This window comes from Huijunlia imazamoxiresistens (assembly GCF_037132455.1).
In the GTDB taxonomy this organism is placed as follows: domain Bacteria; phylum Bacteroidota; class Bacteroidia; order Chitinophagales; family Chitinophagaceae; genus Flavisolibacter; species Flavisolibacter imazamoxiresistens.
Genome location: NZ_JBBBEI010000053.1, coordinates 1 through 15,422 on the forward strand (window position 1 = coordinate 1; position 15,422 = coordinate 15,422).

The window sequence follows — 15,422 nt, forward strand, 5'->3', positions numbered from 1 at the left end:
CAACATGGCCAATGGTACTTCCTGCGTGGTGAAGATGGTACTGAGCGGTTCCAAGAGCCAGACCCGTTACGACGATGCGGTTCCTTACGCCCTCTTTGGCGATAACCGCAGCGGCGACTACTATGCCTGGAGCGCCGGCACCGGAAGCTATACCCTGAAGTCCACCCCTTACTCGGGCACCAAGGACAAGGTGGGTGCGGCCATCGGTTCGACCTACTCGGTGAGCTTCACTATCGTGAAATAACCAAAGGTTGACGGGAAACTGTCAGCAATCATAAAGCAAAGAGGCTGCCCCCTGTATTACACACAGGGGGCAGCTTCTTTTTTACCCTTACCCCGTTAATGCGGACAGTACCCCAAAAGGAGTATGGGAAAAACGAAGCCTGGTATACTGTCAATTGGGCCACAGGGCCTTGCACCTGGATGCCTTTACGCCGGCAATAAGGAAAAAACGTACGCCTGCCGTTCTGATCGTTCACGGCGGCGCCTGGCGTTCCGGGTACCGCACCCAGCACATTCCCCTGGCGCAGCGCCTTGCCCTCCTGGGCTATGCCGCCTTTACGGTGGAATACCGGCTTTCCACCGAGGCGCTCTACCCGGCGGCCGTAAGGGATCTGAAGGCCATTAAATGGCTGCGGGGCCATGCGGCAGCGTTTGGCATCGATACCGGCAAAATTGCCCTCCTGGGATTTTCCGCCGGCGGCCAACTGCTTTAAAAACAGGCCAGCAAAAACCCTCCGGACTTGCAAGAATTAATGGACAAGCCATGGCTCGCCCAAAATATTAAAACAGGGCATGGTCCTCTTTGCGCAGCTTATCCCCAGGATTATACCAGCGAAGGCGATACGCCTTCCTTTTTGCCACTGGTGAATAACGGTCTGGAACAGGACAAGAATTACACATGGGGTGGTTGGGGTGGACGGCCCGTTTACAGCTTTGGCAACCACATGCAGGATGGGAGTGATGACCATAACGGGAAGCCCGACTCGCACTATGCCTTTCAGCGCTGGCTTACCGCGGCCCAGAACGATTTTGCCGCAAGGGCCGACTGGTGCGTAAAGTCCTGCGAAGAGGCGAATCCTCCCCCGGCCGTACGGGTAACCAACCCCATAAACCTGCAGGCCCGCCCCAAAGCAAAAGTAAAGCTAAGCGCGAAAGGCACCCGTGATCCGGACGGGAACCAGCTAACGTACAAATGGTGGCAATATGCGGAGGCAGATACCTACGCAGGAACTGTGGCCATTCAACATGCAGACAGGAAGGAAGCTTCCTTTATTATGCCGGAAACCATAGGTAATGGCCAAACGATACACATCATTTGCGAGGTTACCGATAACGGCACGCCCTCATTAACCCGTTATCAACGGGTGATTATTAAAGCGATGCCGAACGCCAAATGACAAAACAGGCAGGGCGCAGACTTTTGCACCAGACCGGGAAATGAGAAAACAATAATGAAAAAGGGAAAAAGAAAGCCTCCGGCATCTGCGGCCCGGAGCCCTATAGTCGGTTAAAATCCCAGCTCTACCTGGAAGCGGAACCGCAGGCCGGTGTCGGTATCAAGGAAGTTCCTGATATGGCTGATATCGCTTTGAATTTTCAGACGGTGCCCCGCAAAGTATATGAACAGCCAGGAAGCGACCAGGAAAGCCATGCCCATAATAAAGCCAAGGGTTTTGATAAAACCCAGCCAATGGAGCATGTCGGATTCAAACAGGCGCTCCATCCAGTATTGAAAATCGGGATACATCGGCCCTGATAAATAAGGTTAGGCGCTGCCATCCGTATCTCCGGGAACTTTAGAAAAGCCCTGGCCGGAAAAAATCAAGGCATGCCTGGAATGTACAGGCATGCCTTAACCTGGCGAATAAGCGAACCATCCTTGCATGGATTAGGACGCCTACGCTTCCATGATGAAGAAAAGTTTTCCTGCGGGTAGGTTTCCTTTATTGGAGCGGTTGCCGGATACGCTTCACGTACAACTGCTGCGGCAAATCTCCAAATAGAAACAAGGCGATATCCCGTATCCACATCTGTTCCGATATCACTCTGCCTCTGCCGGCGTGAAGCCGGTAGTATCCGCCGCCCATGGGCGGGCCGCACACTTCGGCTAGTTCCAGCGTATCGCAGCTCTCGAAGGGCAGCGTATCGATCATGATGTTTACTTTCTTCTTTCCCATGGAAAGGAAATCCAGGATATCATCGGCACCTCCTTCCATCAGGAGATCTTCTTTGCTTCCTCCTTTGTCCAGATAAAGGGGCAGGTCGATATACCACCGGTCGTCTTCCCGTACAAACGTATGGATCCGGGGATCGGAATGGCTGCTGTGGGACGAATCACGCATTAAAGGTTCCGGTTGGAGGTTCATGTTTCTGGGATTGAAATTGCCCTCGCAATCTAACACACTTCCCTAATTTGAGCGGTTAAAAAAGACCTTCAGATCTCTTTTCTTTCCGGTCACTTCCATCTTTTAACAAACCGTTTTATCCAGGGTGCGCAACCTTCCTGCCCATAGGCTAAACAACCGGTTTTATTCAGATAACAGCCCTGGCGGTTTGCGAGGAAGCCTGTCGTCTCTGTGCCGAAGAATGCAGCCGGGTGGAACAACGCATTGCCAGCGCTGTGCCGCGGCCTGCAGAAGGTGCGAACAGGCCTGCCACGCCCATCACGGGCACCTGCGCTAAGCTCCGGCACTTCCAAAACCTCCCGGACCACGTCTGCCAAAGCCGTAAAACAAAATGGGCCCGAGGTAGAAACCTAGGCCCGTTTTTAATCCGTACCCTATGAAAACTAATTGATGAGTTGCAAAACTTATACCAGGCACCTTAACCAGGTGGCGCACCACCGCCGTAATAAGCTTCAGCACATAAAAGGTGGTGAGGAACTAAAACAGCAGGTGCACCCCCGGGCCAGGGGCGCCGGCAGTTGCAGGTAGGCTAAAGCCGCGTACCCGCTGCCCACGTACAGCAGCGGGAAAACCGATCGTTCCAGCAGCGCCACGACCAGGTCGTCCAGGGTGGTTTTTGTTTGCAGCGACCAGTGCTGCAGCCGCCGCAGCACTACCGGGCGCAGGGGAAAGCGAGGTGTCATAGCGAATCCGTTCATCCGCATAAAAGTGGCTATTGCAGATTAAGCGGAGCTTAGGGAAGGGTTAAAAGAGCATTAAAAGAACCAACCGCTATTCGATCATCAGCTTGAGGGAGTCGGCCTGGAGGGAATCGAGCCGCTGTACTACGGAGGGCGCGAGGCTGAATCCCTTCATTTCGGGATACAGCGACCGGATTTCGGCAGAAAGGTTGGGAAGGGAGGGCGCCTTCCGAACGGGAACAGGAACGGTGGTGTCCGCTTTCGGCTGGTTGCAGAACACGTCTTCCTGGATGCTGGCCCTGATCTGGGCCCATAAATAGGCAACTGCTGCCGGGCTTTAGCTTTGCTGCCGCTGTTCTACTGGCGCCAAGGGACGCTTGTGGGCGGCTCCCCTGCGCTTGACGCCGCTCATAGCGGCCAGCCCCAGCAGCGAGGCCCCGGTGGAAGCCACCAGGATGGCCATTTTGGAGCCGGTGACCAGTTCCGGGCGGTCAAAGGCCAGCAGGGTAACGAAAACCGACATGGTAAAGCCAATACCGCCCAGAATGCCCGCGCCCCAGAGGTGGCCCCAGCGTACCCCGGTAGGCAGCCCGCTCCAGCCCAGTTTCACGGCCAGGGCACAAAACAGCAGGATCCCCAGCGGCTTGCCCGCCACCAGCCCCAAAATAATGCCGAGGCTGTTGCGACTGAACAGCTCGCCCAGGCCGGCCGCATTGATGGGAATGCCGGTATTGACAAAGGCAAAAAGGGGCAGGATCAAAAAGGCCACCGGCTTGTGCAGCCAGTGCTGCAACCGGTAGGAAAGGGAAGACTCGTCGCCCTTGCCGAAGGGCAGGACAAAGGCCAGCAGTACGCCCGAAAGGGTGGCATGCACGCCCGACTGCAGGAAGCAGTACCACAGTAAAACACCCGGGAGCAGGTACATCCAGGCCCGGTGGAGCTGCAGGCGGTTGAACAGGAACAGGAGCCCCAGGATGCCGCCGGCCGCTGCCAGGTAGCCCCACTGCACCCCTTCGGAATAGAAGAAGGCGATCACGAGGATAGCGCCCAGGTCGTCAATAATGGCAAAGGCGGTTAAAAACACTTTGAGTCCGTACGGCACCCCTTTAGCCAGCGACAGGATACCCAGGGCAAAGGCGATGTCGGTGGCCATGGGAATGCCGCTGCCCCTTTGGGTGGGCAGGCCGTAGTTCAGCGAAAAATGGATCAGGAAGGGCAGGAGCATGCCGCCGAGGGCGGCAAACAGCGGCAGCGAGGCGTTTTGCAGGGTGGACAGTTCGCCGATGTACACCTCCCGCTCGATTTCCAGGCCCACCAGCAGGAAGAAGATCGTCATCAGCCCATCATTCACCCAGTGCTCCACGGAAAGGCGCAGGTGGAGGGATTCCGTTGCGGGACCGATCTTCGTATGGTAAAGATGGTTCAGGGTATCTCCCAGGACAAAATTGGTCAGCAGCAGGCTCAATACCGTGGTGCCGATCAGCACAAAGCCCGCGCTCCGTTCACTATTGGTAAAGTCCTTGAACAACCGTGTAATTCTGATCATTTACTTCTTGTAGGTTTGGGATGCAATTTAGATGGAAACGTCATGAAGTAGAAGACCCGGGGCCACCGGGCCTCAGCTCCCCGGCGCCTTGGGGAAGCCTTTTCTTCCTGCTCCATTGGGCAGCTTAATTACCCGCCAAACCTATTCCGGCAGCTGTAGAGGCAAATTAAAAGGAAATTAGATTTCTATTAAAAACGGGACTACGGGACCGATCTGTTCTACCTTGCGCCCGCCAGGCGGCACCCTGGCCGGTACCGTTATCCAGGTACCTCCAGGCGTCTTTGTAGAGGAAAATGGTCACCTGTGCAGAAAGGGAAAAGGCGGGCAGCAGGCGCCAAAAAAAGAACGGAATTCTTTCATACGCACCGGGTTTTAAACCGTAAGGGATGGTTTTTCGGCAAAGGGTCACTTCCAAGGATTGGGGAGTACCTAATCCTTTAGTACCGGAGGGGGGAACTTTACTTTCTCACTTTTTTTTGGAGCTTTATTCTTCTTAAGGGCGGGTGGAGGAGGGGGCTTCAATTCATCGTCGTTTTTAAGTATTGGCGGAGGGAATTTTGCTGTATTTGCCGATTTGCTTACCGCTTTATTCTTGGTAAGTGTTGGTGGCGGAAACTTCGCTTCACCTTTTTTGTCTGCGGCTTGGGCATTACAAAAATTTGCTACACTTAATGCCAAAAGACCAAACAATAACCTTTTCATACTATTTTCTTCCTGAGATGCTACAATCTAAAGCTTCCATAAAAGAATTTTGGAAAAAACCGATCAACCCTACTTTTGAAACATCGGTAATGAAATGGTGACGCCATTGCCAAAGGATTGAAAAGCCCGCTCCAGGCATCCGAAACGCTGGAGCAGGAAAGAAATTTAAAAGAAGCCTTTCCAGGCCAGCAAGGCATTTGCTCCAGCAAGAACCTGCCGGGTTTTTCCTTTTTCATTCTTCGCATAGTTGACGCTTCCATTTCCGGCCAGTTTTAGCAAAGTTCAATTACCTGAGGGACCCGGAAAGGTGTTGCAGCCCGGTTGCCATCAGCAGTAGGCAGGTAATGACCCTCGCTCAGGTTTCGGGGTTGACCACATACGCCAAAGGAAGGCGGCAGTTAGGGGAATAAGGCGTATCTTAAACGCACACCTGACCATAAACCCCTGTTCCGGCTATATGAGAAAGATTCCACTCCTCCTGATCCTGTTCCGCTTTTTGCTGGCGCCCCTCCTGTTGTTCCTGGCTTGGCAGTACGGAAAAACGTATAGGGAACTGATCGTATGGCTCCTGTTCCTGGGGCTGCTCTCCGATGTGCTGGACGGCATTAGTGCCCGGAAACAGGAAGTCTCCTCTGCAGCCCTGCGGCGTATGGACAGCCAAACCGATATGATCTTCTGGCTGTCGGCCGGCGTTGCTTCCTGGCTGATCTGGCCCGGGGTGATCGGCGCCCACCAGGGCGTGATCTACGCCTTGCTGGGAATGGAGGCCGCCTGTTATGCCGTCAGCCTGGTGAAATTCGGAAAGGAAACCTGCACCCATGCCTACCTGTCGAAGTTCTGGGGGCTGACCCTGCTGGCCGCCTTTACCGACCTGATCCTGAATGGCAATGCCGGCTTCCTGTTTTTCTTCTGCCTGGCGGCCGGCATCATTTCCCATACCGACCGCATCCTCATCACACTGCTGCTGCCCCGCTGGCAGCACGACGTGCCCAGTGCCTGGCATGCCTGGCGCATCCGCCAGGGAAAGCCCATTAAAAAATTCCTGTTGTTCAACGGTTAATCATGTCGCTGCTGACCGCCCTTCAACAGGCCTACTGGCAACGCTTTGCCCCGCTGTTGCGCCAAAACAGCCGGGAAGCCCCCTGCTGCCAGCAGGCGGTGTTACGGCAATTACTTCGGCAGGGCCGGTCGACGCTGTTCGGAAAGGACCACCACTTTGCCGGCATCTCTACCCACAACCAGTTTTGCCAGGCCGTGCCCCTGCGCTCCTATGAAGAGCTGCAGCCTTACCTGGACCGCATCCTGGAGGGGTGGCCCTCGGTGCTCTGGCCGGGAAGGCCCCGGTACCTGGGAAAAACCTCGGGCACTACCGGCACGCCCAAATACCTGCCCGTGACCGGGGAGGGGATAGGGCAAACGCAAATGGCCGCCCGGTACCTGCTGGCCAACCTTTCGCTCCGGTTGGAGGACCCCGGCTTCATGGGAAGCAAGGTGCTCCACCTCAGCGATCCCCACCTGTTTGAACAAAAAGCAGGCTTTTTATGCGGCTCTATTTCGGCCATCAAATCCAGGCATATCCCGTTTTGGGCCGCCCCTTTTTCCCTGCCCGGCAAACCAATCAACCGGGTCGCCGACCCTTCCGAACGATTGCGGCAAACCATCAGCTCCCTGCAGGGAGAGCGGCTGCACATGGCGGTAGGGCTACCCATCTGGTGGGCGCGGTTCCTGGAAGCGTTTGAACAGCAAACCGGCAAAAGGTTCGGCCGGCAATTCCCCCGTTTCCGGGTGCTGTTTGTCACCGGCATGAATTACGGCCCCTACCGGGATTTCTTTTCCGCCCATATGGGGAAGGACTTCCAAATAATGGAAAACTATTCCGCCACCGAAGGCAATTTTGCCTTCCAGGACCGGCTTTCGGAGCGGGGCATGCTGTTGCTGGCCAACCAGGGCGTGTTCTATGAGTTTATCCCCTTAGGTGAAGTGGGCAGTTCCCGGCCCCGGAGGTTGCTGCTGCCCGAACTGCAGGCAGGGGAAAAATATGTGCCGGCGGTATCCACGGTGAACGGGCTGTGGGCCTACAAAATGAATGATGTGGTGGAAATCGTATCCGTTCATCCCTTCCGGCTGCTGGTTTGCGGAAGGCTGAAGGACCTGTTCTCTCCCTTCGGCGAACACCTGCTGCCCCTGGAAGCCGAAACGGCGATAACGGAAGCTTGCCGCCGTACCGGCAATATCCTGAAAAACTTCGTGGTAACGCCCGTCTTTTTTGACGGGGGCCGGCCCGGACACCGGTGGTGGATTGCGCTGGAAGGTCCGTTTCGGGAACAGGAAACGTTCTGCCACGTGCTGAACGAGGCCTTGTGCCGTTTGAATACAAACTACAAAGACCTGTCGCAGAGCGGGGCAATTGCCCTACCCCTGGTGGAACAGGTCCCGGAGCGCCTTTTTCTCCACCTGGCGCCCCGAAGGCAGGAACCGCTTTCCCTGCAGTGGAAGCAAAGCCGCTTTTGCGAAGATCCCGCCTTGATCGCCCGGCTGGAAGGGTACAGGTGATAGAAACGCCACACCCTTTAGGGGAGCTTACTCAGGAACTCCATGAAACGGCACGTCCGCAGGCCGGTAAATGCCCGGTACCAGGTTCCGTTTGATCCTCTTTTAATTTTGGAGATGGTTCTATATTTGCTAATAAAATTAGCATTTGCCTTATTATAGAATCGTGATATGGACCAGTCGGCGGAAAGAGCCTTTTAAGGGAATCCGGCAGATCGAGAACTACAATGTTGATGCGGTGCATCAAATCATGCGCGTAAAGGCGGAAGAGACTTATGGGCGGGATTTTATGGATGTAGAGGTGCAAATGCTTTCGAAAGTGAGTACAGCTGTAAAAGAATACCTTCAGGACATTCACAAGAAAAGGGAGGCGAAAAAGTGGGGCGCGTCTTCTCCAGCTGCACCCGTTGGAAAACGCAGGGATAGGGACAAAGGCCATGAAAATATTCCACTTTCGAAAAAAATGGGTAAAGAATGAAAGGTTGCTTGCCTTGCCGCTGGTGATTGGTTCCTGCCTTTTATCAAAACGTTTCCACGTTTATAATTATATTTCTAAAAGCAAGCAGCTTTTTAGGATTATTGCACTGCGAACGCCGAATGGCGGAAAAAAGACAGTCCCCTGTAGAAACAAGGGTCGCAGCCAAAACTAACTGCTTATGAAATATAAGGTTGCAAACGTGAGGGTAAACAACTGAATTTGCAAATAGGGGCGGCTTTTCCAGTGGAAAGATTCAACCTCACCTTCCTATTAATGGGCTTAGGGATGAACTGTATTACTGCAATAAAGCGTTTAAAGAAACCCGCCTTCCCCGGGAAAGACCCATTAAGGGCTTTTCCATTAGCTTTATCCTTCCCCAGCAGGGGCTTGATATACGCCAATCCTGCCAGTCATTTTTGTTACATTTATCCGGATGTTCGAAGTATTTGCAAACTACCTGCGTAACCACATAAAAATTTCAGATGAAGACCTGGAACTGATACGCGCAGGCGGTGTGGATAGGCAACTCCGTAAATGGCAGCCATTGTTGCAAGAGGGAGAGATCTGCCGTATTAATTGTTTTATAACCGGCGGATGTTTGCGGGTTTACAGGATTGGGGACGATGGCAGAGAGCATACCTTCAGGTTTGGGGTGGATACCTGGCGGGTGACGGATGTGGAAATTACCCATCACAGAAATAGTAAAGGAAACCCCGGGTAAGTTCGGGAGCGTTCCGCAAGCCTAAATAGAAAATCCTTTCGGATCTCTCTGAAAGGTTTTTCTATTATGTGCTTCATTCAGCGAGCGGGTGGCGATCGCGAACCAAACTTACGCCTTCCAGCAGGGAAGCGATGTGCAAAATGGTGGACTCCGCTAACCAACTGCCAACGATCTGCACAGCGATCGGCAATCCTTCCTTACTCGTGCCAAACCGCGCTACCGGCCGGCAACCCCTGGAGACGACGTCATATGACACAATTGGGAAGTGACAATTGTCACGCTTTTTTGAAAACGGCAGCAAATTAATTTCGAAATCTACACAGCTATTATGTTGTCCTTCGCTTTGAAAGCAGCTTTTTAACAGCATGCGCATCCTAATCTGCGACACAGACCAGTTGCGTAATACTATCAAATTTTGCGGAAGGAGTTCTTTGATTTGGTTAAGGGGATGCATAGGCAGGCGGGTCAGCTCATATAAAAATACCCGCTTGCTCGTGTGCTTACAATCAGACAGGACCGGCTGAACAGCCAGTTCCTGATTCTGGTCATTTCTTTACAAACCATTCCGATACTTTCACCCCCTTTGATACCTGCCGTCCACCGGCTGAATCCTGCCCCTAACCGGCCTCCCGTTCTGCTGAAAGGAGAGGGGCGCGCTTTCCATTTGCCGCTTATTTATAATATCTTGTTCGCATAATTGTTGCACATGAAAGGGATCTTACGGTTTCTTTGGAGTTCTTCTTTGTTGGCTGCTGTATTTTCCTGTGGCAACGAATCCCATGGCGATATAAGCCAGGCTGATCGTGAATTTCTTGCAATAGCCGGCAGTGCGGGGATCATGGAAGTTGAAATGGGGAAGCTGGCCGTGAGGTTTGCCATTCGGAAGGACCTCCGACAATTCGGCGAAATGATGGTAGATCAACATTCGAAGTTCAATGAGGACTTTCACCGATTATTAGGCAAAATAAATGTACAGGTTCCCGAAGGAATGAACGAAATCAACAGGAAAATGGTGGAGCACCTGGCAAGGGAAAGAGGCAGAGCTTTTGATTCTTTGTATGTCGTGCATATGGTGGATGATCACCGGTTAGGAGTTGAAAAATTCAAGGAAGCCTTGCAGATCGCCAGAAACGAAGAGTATAAAAAATTCCTGGATCAGGGACTTCATATCGTTTCCCTTCATTATAAAGAGGCCCTGAGCCTACAGGCGGGAAAGTGAATGGCTACTATTTCCCGGATTGATCTAGCAATCAATCGAAAAAAATATCGCCTGAGTTGCCTGGCCGCATCACCTGGGTTCGGCCAGTTCAGGCTAGATGTCAATACCGCAGGCAGCGCATGCAGGGTGCCAATGCCGATCTGCTTGCCCTCGTATGGGTGAAGGCCATCAGGATGTGTTCCCTTTTGGCTGCGGCAGGCTTTATGGTCTTTCCTGCAAAAGGAAGAAACCCCGCTTTCCGGATCATCCGGGGGTATATGGGTCAACCATAAAATAGCCTTTATTTGGAATGGTACTGAAAAGAAGGGAAATTTATTAGGGTGGCTTATTTGGGTACGCTCCATTAATACTTATAATCAGAAAGAGCATGCAAAAAACAGCGGCGCCTGGCTTCGTCCTCGTATGGATCGTTCTTTTTGGAGCCGGCAGGCAGGAGAAAGGCATTTTTCAGACTCCTTCCGGCGGGAATGGTATGATTCATGGTCTGTCAGGAAAAACAAAACAAATGTCCAAACAGGATACCAGTGAGATCATTGCCCCCGGGGCCCGGCTGCAACTCCTGTCCAGCCAGTTTGCCTTTACCGAAGGGCCGGCTCCGGACAGGGAAGGAGCCGTTTATTTTACCGACCAGCCCAATGACCAAATCTGGAAGTGGAGCCCGGAAGGAGCGCTTACCGTTTTCCTCGATAAGGCAGGCCGTTCCAACGGGCTGTACCTGGACCGGGAGGGCAACCTGCTGGCCTGTGCGGATGAGCACAACGAGCTTTGGTCCATCGGGAAAGATAAAAAGATAGCCGTCCTGGCCAGGGGATTTAAGGGCCGGCGGCTGAACGGGCCAAATGACCTCTGGATCCATCCCGGCGGGGGAATATATTTTACCGATCCTTACTACCAGCGCCCTTACTGGACCAGGCAGCAGCCCGAACTGGAAGGAGAGAAGGTATTTTACCTGGGCACAGGGAGGAAGGAGCCGGTGCCTGTGGCGGAAGACCTGGAAAAGCCCAACGGCATTATCGGCACCCCGGATGGCCGTTATTTGTATGTAGCCGATATCGGCGCTGACAAAACGTACCGGTATACCATAGCCGCGGACGGAAGCCTGGAAGATCGTCGGCTCTTTTTGCAACAGGGGTCGGACGGGATGACCCTGGACCATCTTGGAAATGTTTATTTAACGGGCAATGGGATCACCGTCTATAATCCTGAAGGAAGAAAAATAGCGCATATCCAGGTGCCGGCTAAATGGACGGCAAATGTCTGCTTCGGCGGCAAAGAAAAGAAAACCTTGTTTATCACGGCCTCGGAATCCATTTACCTGCTGGAAATGAACGTGCATGGGGTGGAGTAATGAAAGGAAGCAACTTGGGCCGCAGGAGGCATGCCTTTTAGTGGCAGCGCAATTTTTCTTCATGGAGTTCTTCATCTTAAAATTATTCTAAAAAGCCAGTCCGGCATTGTTGCATTTACCGGTGGCAAAGAGCTGCCGGGCCTTTTTGCATTTTTCAGAAAAGCCGGGGTTTGATCTTTTGCCCGGCCTGGCGGAACCGTTCGTTTCTTGCCTGCACGAAGGAAATTTGCTGGAAATCTGGGAATGTCTTACGGTGCTGGAGCATGTTTTAGGAGGGAGTGAAAATCAATAACGGGTTAGGCCTAAAACAAGTCCTGGCTACCGGGTGGCAACGCTTCTTAAAAGAAAAAGGGAAATAGAAAGCCTCCGGGATCAGCAGGCCGTCTCTAAAAGGGCAAAAAGGAAAAGGAATAAATCTGTGGATGGATGCCGGTGCAAATACTTGGTACTGCAGGTTCAGGAAGCTTTACTGCAAACAAGAACTGCAGTTTTACGCCGGAAGCTTTCTGTCCTTGCAGGCCCGGCCGCAACCTTCGCGTCTTTTTTATCCCTTCTTTCGGAAGTGTCTTTGGGCTATATACCACTGAGTACTAATTTCGAAGCGGGCCCCGTCGATTGTCACCCGCATATAGATAGGCAGCAGCCTATCCTTGGTCATTTTTGTCTTTTGCCATGGATAAGAATGGAAATCCTGTTATCCATACAACCCTCCTTCCTTTAACTGTTTTAAAATTAGGGCTCTGGGCCTCGCAAAACAAGATATGCTCCGCTATTGAACACATTTTCTGTAAAGCAGTTAGGATAAATTCGGGTACCAGGAACTGCAAAATTTCCGGATACCCGAATTTGCACCCTTCGAGTTGGGGCGGCTTGAGCCAAATTGGATAGGGGCAAAACGGAAAAAGCTCGCAAAATCAGCATTTTACGAGCTTTTTATTAAGTTTATATATCTTATTTGCGGAGAGGAAGGGATTCGAACATCCGCCAGATAATACTGAAAATCAATAGTTTAAAGAAGCTGCTCCAGCCCTGCTCATGATTTACTCATGATTTTTTGCATAGCGTAAAAACCCACAAGGGTTCTGTTCCTCCTAAAGGTAGGCTACCTGCATTGGAATGCAAGGAGCTACAAAAAAAGCTATTTCATTATGGCAAATGCCCGGCCCGCTGTTTTGGCGCAAGGGGCATAGAGAATGGCTTAATTTCCTGCCAGGATCCCCATGAGCCTGTGATTAATAAAATAGGTAGCCTTCCCTGCCTTTTGCGGATTCAGTACGGCAGATCAGGTAATTGGTTGAAGGACTCCTTTTTCTTATATCTGTTCAGGTCGATTTTGCGCAGAGTTTTCGATAAAGGGAAATCTTCATGTCTATGGAATCGACACAAGGAATCCGTCATGTCGAAAATTATGAGGATTTTCGACATTAAGTACGTGTTATGTCGACCCGGTCAACCCAAGTACTTCTTTCGGGTTAAAAGATGATCATTTTTTAAAATCACTTCAGCCTCTTGTCATTAAAAATGCCCCCGAGCCTTGATTTATCGACTTCGTAGCCTTCCCTATATTTGGAGGAATGAATGGGGTTGTACCTTTTACCCAATCAATACATAGCTGGTTTTTCTGCTGCCACCCGGTTCCTGCGCCAGTATTCCTTTCGTCATTAAATCCTGGATATCCCGCAAGGCGGTATCGGAAGAGCATTTGGTAATCGCGGCCCATTTGGAAGTGGTCAGCTTGCCCACAAAACCGTCCATCAGCTTGCCCACCATCAGCCGTTGCCGCTCGTTCATGGGCATGTCGTGGTGCTGTTCCCAAAAGCGGGCTTTTCGCAGCACGTCACTCAATACTTCCTCGCTGGCCGAAAGCGCATTGTTTAGACAGTGCAGGAACCACTCCAGCCAGTCGGTAATGTCCAAGGTGTCTTTCTGGGTTTGCTCCAGGATGGCGTAATAGCGCTCCCGTTCTTTGCGGATCTGGGCACTCATGCTGTAAAACCGCTGGCTGCTTTCATCGGCCCGGGACAACTGCATATCGGCAATGGCCCGGGCAATGCGGCCATTGCCGTCATCAAAGGGGTGAATGGTGACAAACCACAGATGCGCCACACCCGCCTTCAGCACCGGGTCGATTTTGGAGGTCCCGTTGAGCCATTCCAGGAACTGCTCCATTTCCTTCGCGAGAACACTGGCTTCCGGTGCCTCAAAATGCACCTGCTCCCTTCCCATGGGCCCTGACACCACCTGCATTGGCCCTTTTCCCAGCTGGCGCCAATTTCCTACCATTATTTTATGCATGCCGCTATAGCCGGAGGGAAACAAAGCCGCATGCCATCCGAACAGGCGCTCCTGTGTCAGTGGCTCCTGGTAGTTGCCGGTAGCATCCAGCATCATTTCCACTACGCCTTCTACAGCGCGGTCTGCTGGCACGGAGCCGCCAATGTCTATCCCCAGGCGCCGGGCAACAGAGGATCGTACCTGTTCGGGATTCAGCATTTCTCCTTCGATCTCCGAAGATTTCAGAACATCCAAAGTAATGGTCTTTAATAGAGCTTCTTCACGAAGGGAAAAGCCCAGTCCGTCCATGCGGCCCAGCAGGCGTCCCTGCCGGAAGCGGACTTTGGCAAGCAGATCATATAGTTTGCGTTCCTCCCAGTTGAACTGGGGCCAGCCACTGATTTGATAGATATAACGGGCCATATACCGCAGATTTTGCGGCGAATTTACCTATTATTCGCCGCATGTTTATTGTTTCGCCGCAACAAACGCGGCATATAACTGAAGGTTAAAGATTTTTTGGTTTTATACCTCGCGCCAGCCTTTTATCTGTTTTAGCATATTTAAGCTTGTTTTTATCTGTTTTTACATGGCGTTATCTGTTTTATCCGGCCTGGAGGGGGCCTAGTGGCTTTCTAAGTGGCATGGGCACCCAAAATATATGGCTATTGCCAGGACCTCGAAACCAACGGTCCCCGCAATCTGCAACAACTGCTGGGGTGGGAGGCGCTCTGGGCCGAAGGGTTAAGGCGAAGTGCGCATTATATGCTTAGCCTCTAATGACCTCCTGCAATACGGCCGGCCCCGCCGTAACCCCGCCCGGGGCTTTTCCTTACCTTGTTGCGTAGCTATGTCCTTAATGCTTCTGGTTCAATAAATATTCACCTTCAAAAGGGGGCTTTCGCCGAAGGAACAAGGCAAAGCCCTCAACGGCGTTCTATCTTTGACTGGTCAAACGATCCGATACCTGTTGAAAAACTGAATATCCAAAAGCAAGATCCAATAGTATAAACCGACCGATTCCATTAGCCAGAAAAAGCCCGTTTTATCCGTAAGTACTTACTAAAAACATCCAGATCCTGAAAAACCAAAGGCGTCCTTATCCTGAACCGACGAAATCTGCAACGCCCTATAAATCTGCCTCTCCCCCTGCGGAGGGGATTTTTATTTGAAGAGGAGCTCCTGTAAAAAGAACAAACCCCCGCTGTGGCGGAGGCCTGTTTACCTTTCATTTCCTTTCACCTTAAAAAAGCTACCATTTTTTGTCTTTGTCGTACCGGCTGTCGTAGCGGTCATTGCCTTTATCCCAGCTGTTATTGTCTTTTTCCCAGCGGCCGTTGTTATCGCGGTCGTCGCGACGGCTGTCCTTTTTGTTTGCTTTATTGCGGTTGTTGTAATAGCGCTCGTTCACTTCGCGGATGAATATTTCGATTAAAGTGAGCCACCTTCTTTCGGTGAAACAAGGCCACCCGGGAGGCCGCTCAGCAACGGAATAA

At 52.1% G+C, this 15,422-nt stretch carries 18 protein-coding genes; 8 read left to right on the plus strand and 10 right to left on the minus strand.

Going from position 1 to position 15,422, the window contains the following annotated elements; genetic code table 11:
- From V9K67_RS26285 to V9K67_RS26295, 3 genes are all read left to right on the plus strand, one after another.
- The coding region (locus V9K67_RS26285; protein WP_336727972.1) for a hypothetical protein at positions 1-244 on the plus strand (244 nt) is incomplete at its 5' end.
- 169 nt (positions 245-413) lie between these two features.
- On the plus strand, positions 414-716 hold the full coding sequence (locus tag V9K67_RS26290) for an alpha/beta hydrolase fold domain-containing protein (protein ID WP_336727974.1): 303 nt from the start codon (positions 414-416) through the stop codon (positions 714-716).
- 27 nt (positions 717-743) lie between these two features.
- Positions 744-1,400: a nucleoside hydrolase-like domain-containing protein gene (locus V9K67_RS26295; RefSeq protein WP_336727975.1), complete on the plus strand. Its 657-nt coding sequence runs from the start codon at positions 744-746 to the stop codon at positions 1,398-1,400.
- 110 nt (positions 1,401-1,510) lie between these two features.
- Here the strand turns inward: V9K67_RS26295 and V9K67_RS26300 are convergent, their stop codons facing one another.
- The 6 genes from V9K67_RS26300 to V9K67_RS26325 form a co-directional block, all read right to left on the minus strand.
- Positions 1,511-1,750, minus strand: coding sequence for a hypothetical protein (locus tag V9K67_RS26300; protein WP_336727978.1), 240 nt, complete (start codon positions 1,748-1,750; stop codon positions 1,511-1,513).
- A 196-nt stretch (positions 1,751-1,946) separates the two neighbouring features.
- Positions 1,947-2,345 carry a DUF6717 family protein gene (locus V9K67_RS26305; protein WP_336727980.1) on the minus strand — a complete coding sequence of 133 codons (399 nt, stop codon included), beginning with the start codon at positions 2,343-2,345 and terminating at the stop codon, positions 1,947-1,949.
- A 515-nt stretch (positions 2,346-2,860) separates the two neighbouring features.
- A complete protein-coding gene (locus V9K67_RS26310) occupies positions 2,861-3,091 on the minus strand; it encodes a hypothetical protein (RefSeq protein WP_336727983.1) in 231 nt (76 codons plus the stop codon).
- A gap of 88 nt (positions 3,092-3,179) precedes the next feature.
- Positions 3,180-3,368: a hypothetical protein gene (locus tag V9K67_RS26315; protein WP_336727985.1), complete on the minus strand. Its 189-nt coding sequence runs from the start codon at positions 3,366-3,368 to the stop codon at positions 3,180-3,182.
- 57 nt (positions 3,369-3,425) lie between these two features.
- On the minus strand, positions 3,426-4,634 hold the full coding sequence (gene nhaA / locus V9K67_RS26320; protein WP_336727987.1) for a Na+/H+ antiporter NhaA: 1,209 nt from the start codon (positions 4,632-4,634) through the stop codon (positions 3,426-3,428).
- A gap of 429 nt (positions 4,635-5,063) precedes the next feature.
- A complete protein-coding gene (locus V9K67_RS26325; protein ID WP_336727989.1) occupies positions 5,064-5,336 on the minus strand; it encodes a hypothetical protein in 273 nt (90 codons plus the stop codon).
- Positions 5,337-5,793: 457 nt separating this feature from the next.
- Here V9K67_RS26325 and V9K67_RS26330 point away from each other — a divergent pair, with 457 nt between their 5' ends.
- From V9K67_RS26330 to V9K67_RS26340, 3 genes are all read left to right on the plus strand, one after another.
- Complete coding sequence (locus V9K67_RS26330) at positions 5,794-6,396, plus strand: CDP-alcohol phosphatidyltransferase family protein (RefSeq protein WP_336727991.1); 603 nt, start codon at positions 5,794-5,796, stop codon at positions 6,394-6,396.
- Between the two features lie 2 nt (positions 6,397-6,398).
- Positions 6,399-7,889 (plus strand): GH3 family acyl-acid amido synthetase, encoded by a 1,491-nt coding sequence (locus V9K67_RS26335; protein WP_336727993.1) that lies wholly within the window; start codon positions 6,399-6,401, stop codon positions 7,887-7,889.
- Between the two features lie 145 nt (positions 7,890-8,034).
- The gene (locus V9K67_RS26340) at positions 8,035-8,364 is read left to right on the plus strand and encodes a hypothetical protein (RefSeq protein WP_336727994.1); all 330 of its coding nucleotides are present in this window, start codon (positions 8,035-8,037) and stop codon (positions 8,362-8,364) included.
- A 478-nt stretch (positions 8,365-8,842) separates the two neighbouring features.
- Here the strand turns inward: V9K67_RS26340 and V9K67_RS26345 are convergent, their stop codons facing one another.
- The gene (locus V9K67_RS26345) at positions 8,843-9,001 is read right to left on the minus strand and encodes a hypothetical protein (protein ID WP_336727996.1); all 159 of its coding nucleotides are present in this window, start codon (positions 8,999-9,001) and stop codon (positions 8,843-8,845) included.
- A 790-nt stretch (positions 9,002-9,791) separates the two neighbouring features.
- Here V9K67_RS26345 and V9K67_RS26350 point away from each other — a divergent pair.
- Together V9K67_RS26350 and V9K67_RS26355 are read left to right on the plus strand one after the other, a co-directional pair.
- Positions 9,792-10,304 carry a DUF4142 domain-containing protein gene (locus V9K67_RS26350; protein WP_336727998.1) on the plus strand — a complete coding sequence of 171 codons (513 nt, stop codon included), beginning with the start codon at positions 9,792-9,794 and terminating at the stop codon, positions 10,302-10,304.
- Between the two features lie 505 nt (positions 10,305-10,809).
- The gene (locus V9K67_RS26355) at positions 10,810-11,652 is read left to right on the plus strand and encodes an SMP-30/gluconolactonase/LRE family protein (RefSeq protein ID WP_336728000.1); all 843 of its coding nucleotides are present in this window, start codon (positions 10,810-10,812) and stop codon (positions 11,650-11,652) included.
- A gap of 544 nt (positions 11,653-12,196) precedes the next feature.
- Here the strand turns inward: V9K67_RS26355 and V9K67_RS27265 are convergent.
- The 3 genes from V9K67_RS27265 to V9K67_RS26365 form a co-directional block, all read right to left on the minus strand.
- Positions 12,197-12,310 (minus strand): hypothetical protein, encoded by a 114-nt coding sequence (locus V9K67_RS27265; protein ID WP_489753315.1) that lies wholly within the window; start codon positions 12,308-12,310, stop codon positions 12,197-12,199.
- Between the two features lie 935 nt (positions 12,311-13,245).
- On the minus strand, positions 13,246-14,349 hold the full coding sequence (locus tag V9K67_RS26360) for a Fic family protein (RefSeq protein ID WP_336728002.1): 1,104 nt from the start codon (positions 14,347-14,349) through the stop codon (positions 13,246-13,248).
- An 829-nt stretch (positions 14,350-15,178) separates the two neighbouring features.
- Positions 15,179-15,422: hypothetical protein (locus V9K67_RS26365; protein ID WP_336728004.1), on the minus strand; the 244-nt coding region annotated here is incomplete at its 5' end.

Excerpts from the sequence above, each read along its gene's own strand:
- V9K67_RS27265 (WP_489753315.1), bottom strand. The coding sequence starts at position 12,310 with ATGACCAAGGATAGGCTGCTGCCTATCTATATGCGGGTGACAATCGAC.
- nhaA (WP_336727987.1), bottom strand. The coding sequence starts at position 4,634 with ATGATCAGAATTACACGGTTGTTCAAGGACTTTACCAATAGTGAACGG.
- V9K67_RS26335 (WP_336727993.1), top strand. The coding sequence starts at position 6,399 with ATGTCGCTGCTGACCGCCCTTCAACAGGCCTACTGGCAACGCTTTGCC.
- V9K67_RS26330 (WP_336727991.1), top strand. The coding sequence starts at position 5,794 with ATGAGAAAGATTCCACTCCTCCTGATCCTGTTCCGCTTTTTGCTGGCG.
- V9K67_RS26305 (WP_336727980.1), bottom strand. The coding sequence starts at position 2,345 with ATGCGTGATTCGTCCCACAGCAGCCATTCCGATCCCCGGATCCATACG.
- V9K67_RS26355 (WP_336728000.1), top strand. The coding sequence starts at position 10,810 with ATGTCCAAACAGGATACCAGTGAGATCATTGCCCCCGGGGCCCGGCTG.
- V9K67_RS26350 (WP_336727998.1), top strand. The coding sequence starts at position 9,792 with ATGAAAGGGATCTTACGGTTTCTTTGGAGTTCTTCTTTGTTGGCTGCT.
- V9K67_RS26325 (WP_336727989.1), bottom strand. The coding sequence starts at position 5,336 with ATGAAAAGGTTATTGTTTGGTCTTTTGGCATTAAGTGTAGCAAATTTT.
- V9K67_RS26345 (WP_336727996.1), bottom strand. The coding sequence starts at position 9,001 with ATGCTCTCTGCCATCGTCCCCAATCCTGTAAACCCGCAAACATCCGCC.
- V9K67_RS26310 (WP_336727983.1), bottom strand. The coding sequence starts at position 3,091 with ATGACACCTCGCTTTCCCCTGCGCCCGGTAGTGCTGCGGCGGCTGCAG.
- V9K67_RS26300 (WP_336727978.1), bottom strand. The coding sequence starts at position 1,750 with ATGTATCCCGATTTTCAATACTGGATGGAGCGCCTGTTTGAATCCGAC.
- V9K67_RS26360 (WP_336728002.1), bottom strand. The coding sequence starts at position 14,349 with ATGGCCCGTTATATCTATCAAATCAGTGGCTGGCCCCAGTTCAACTGG.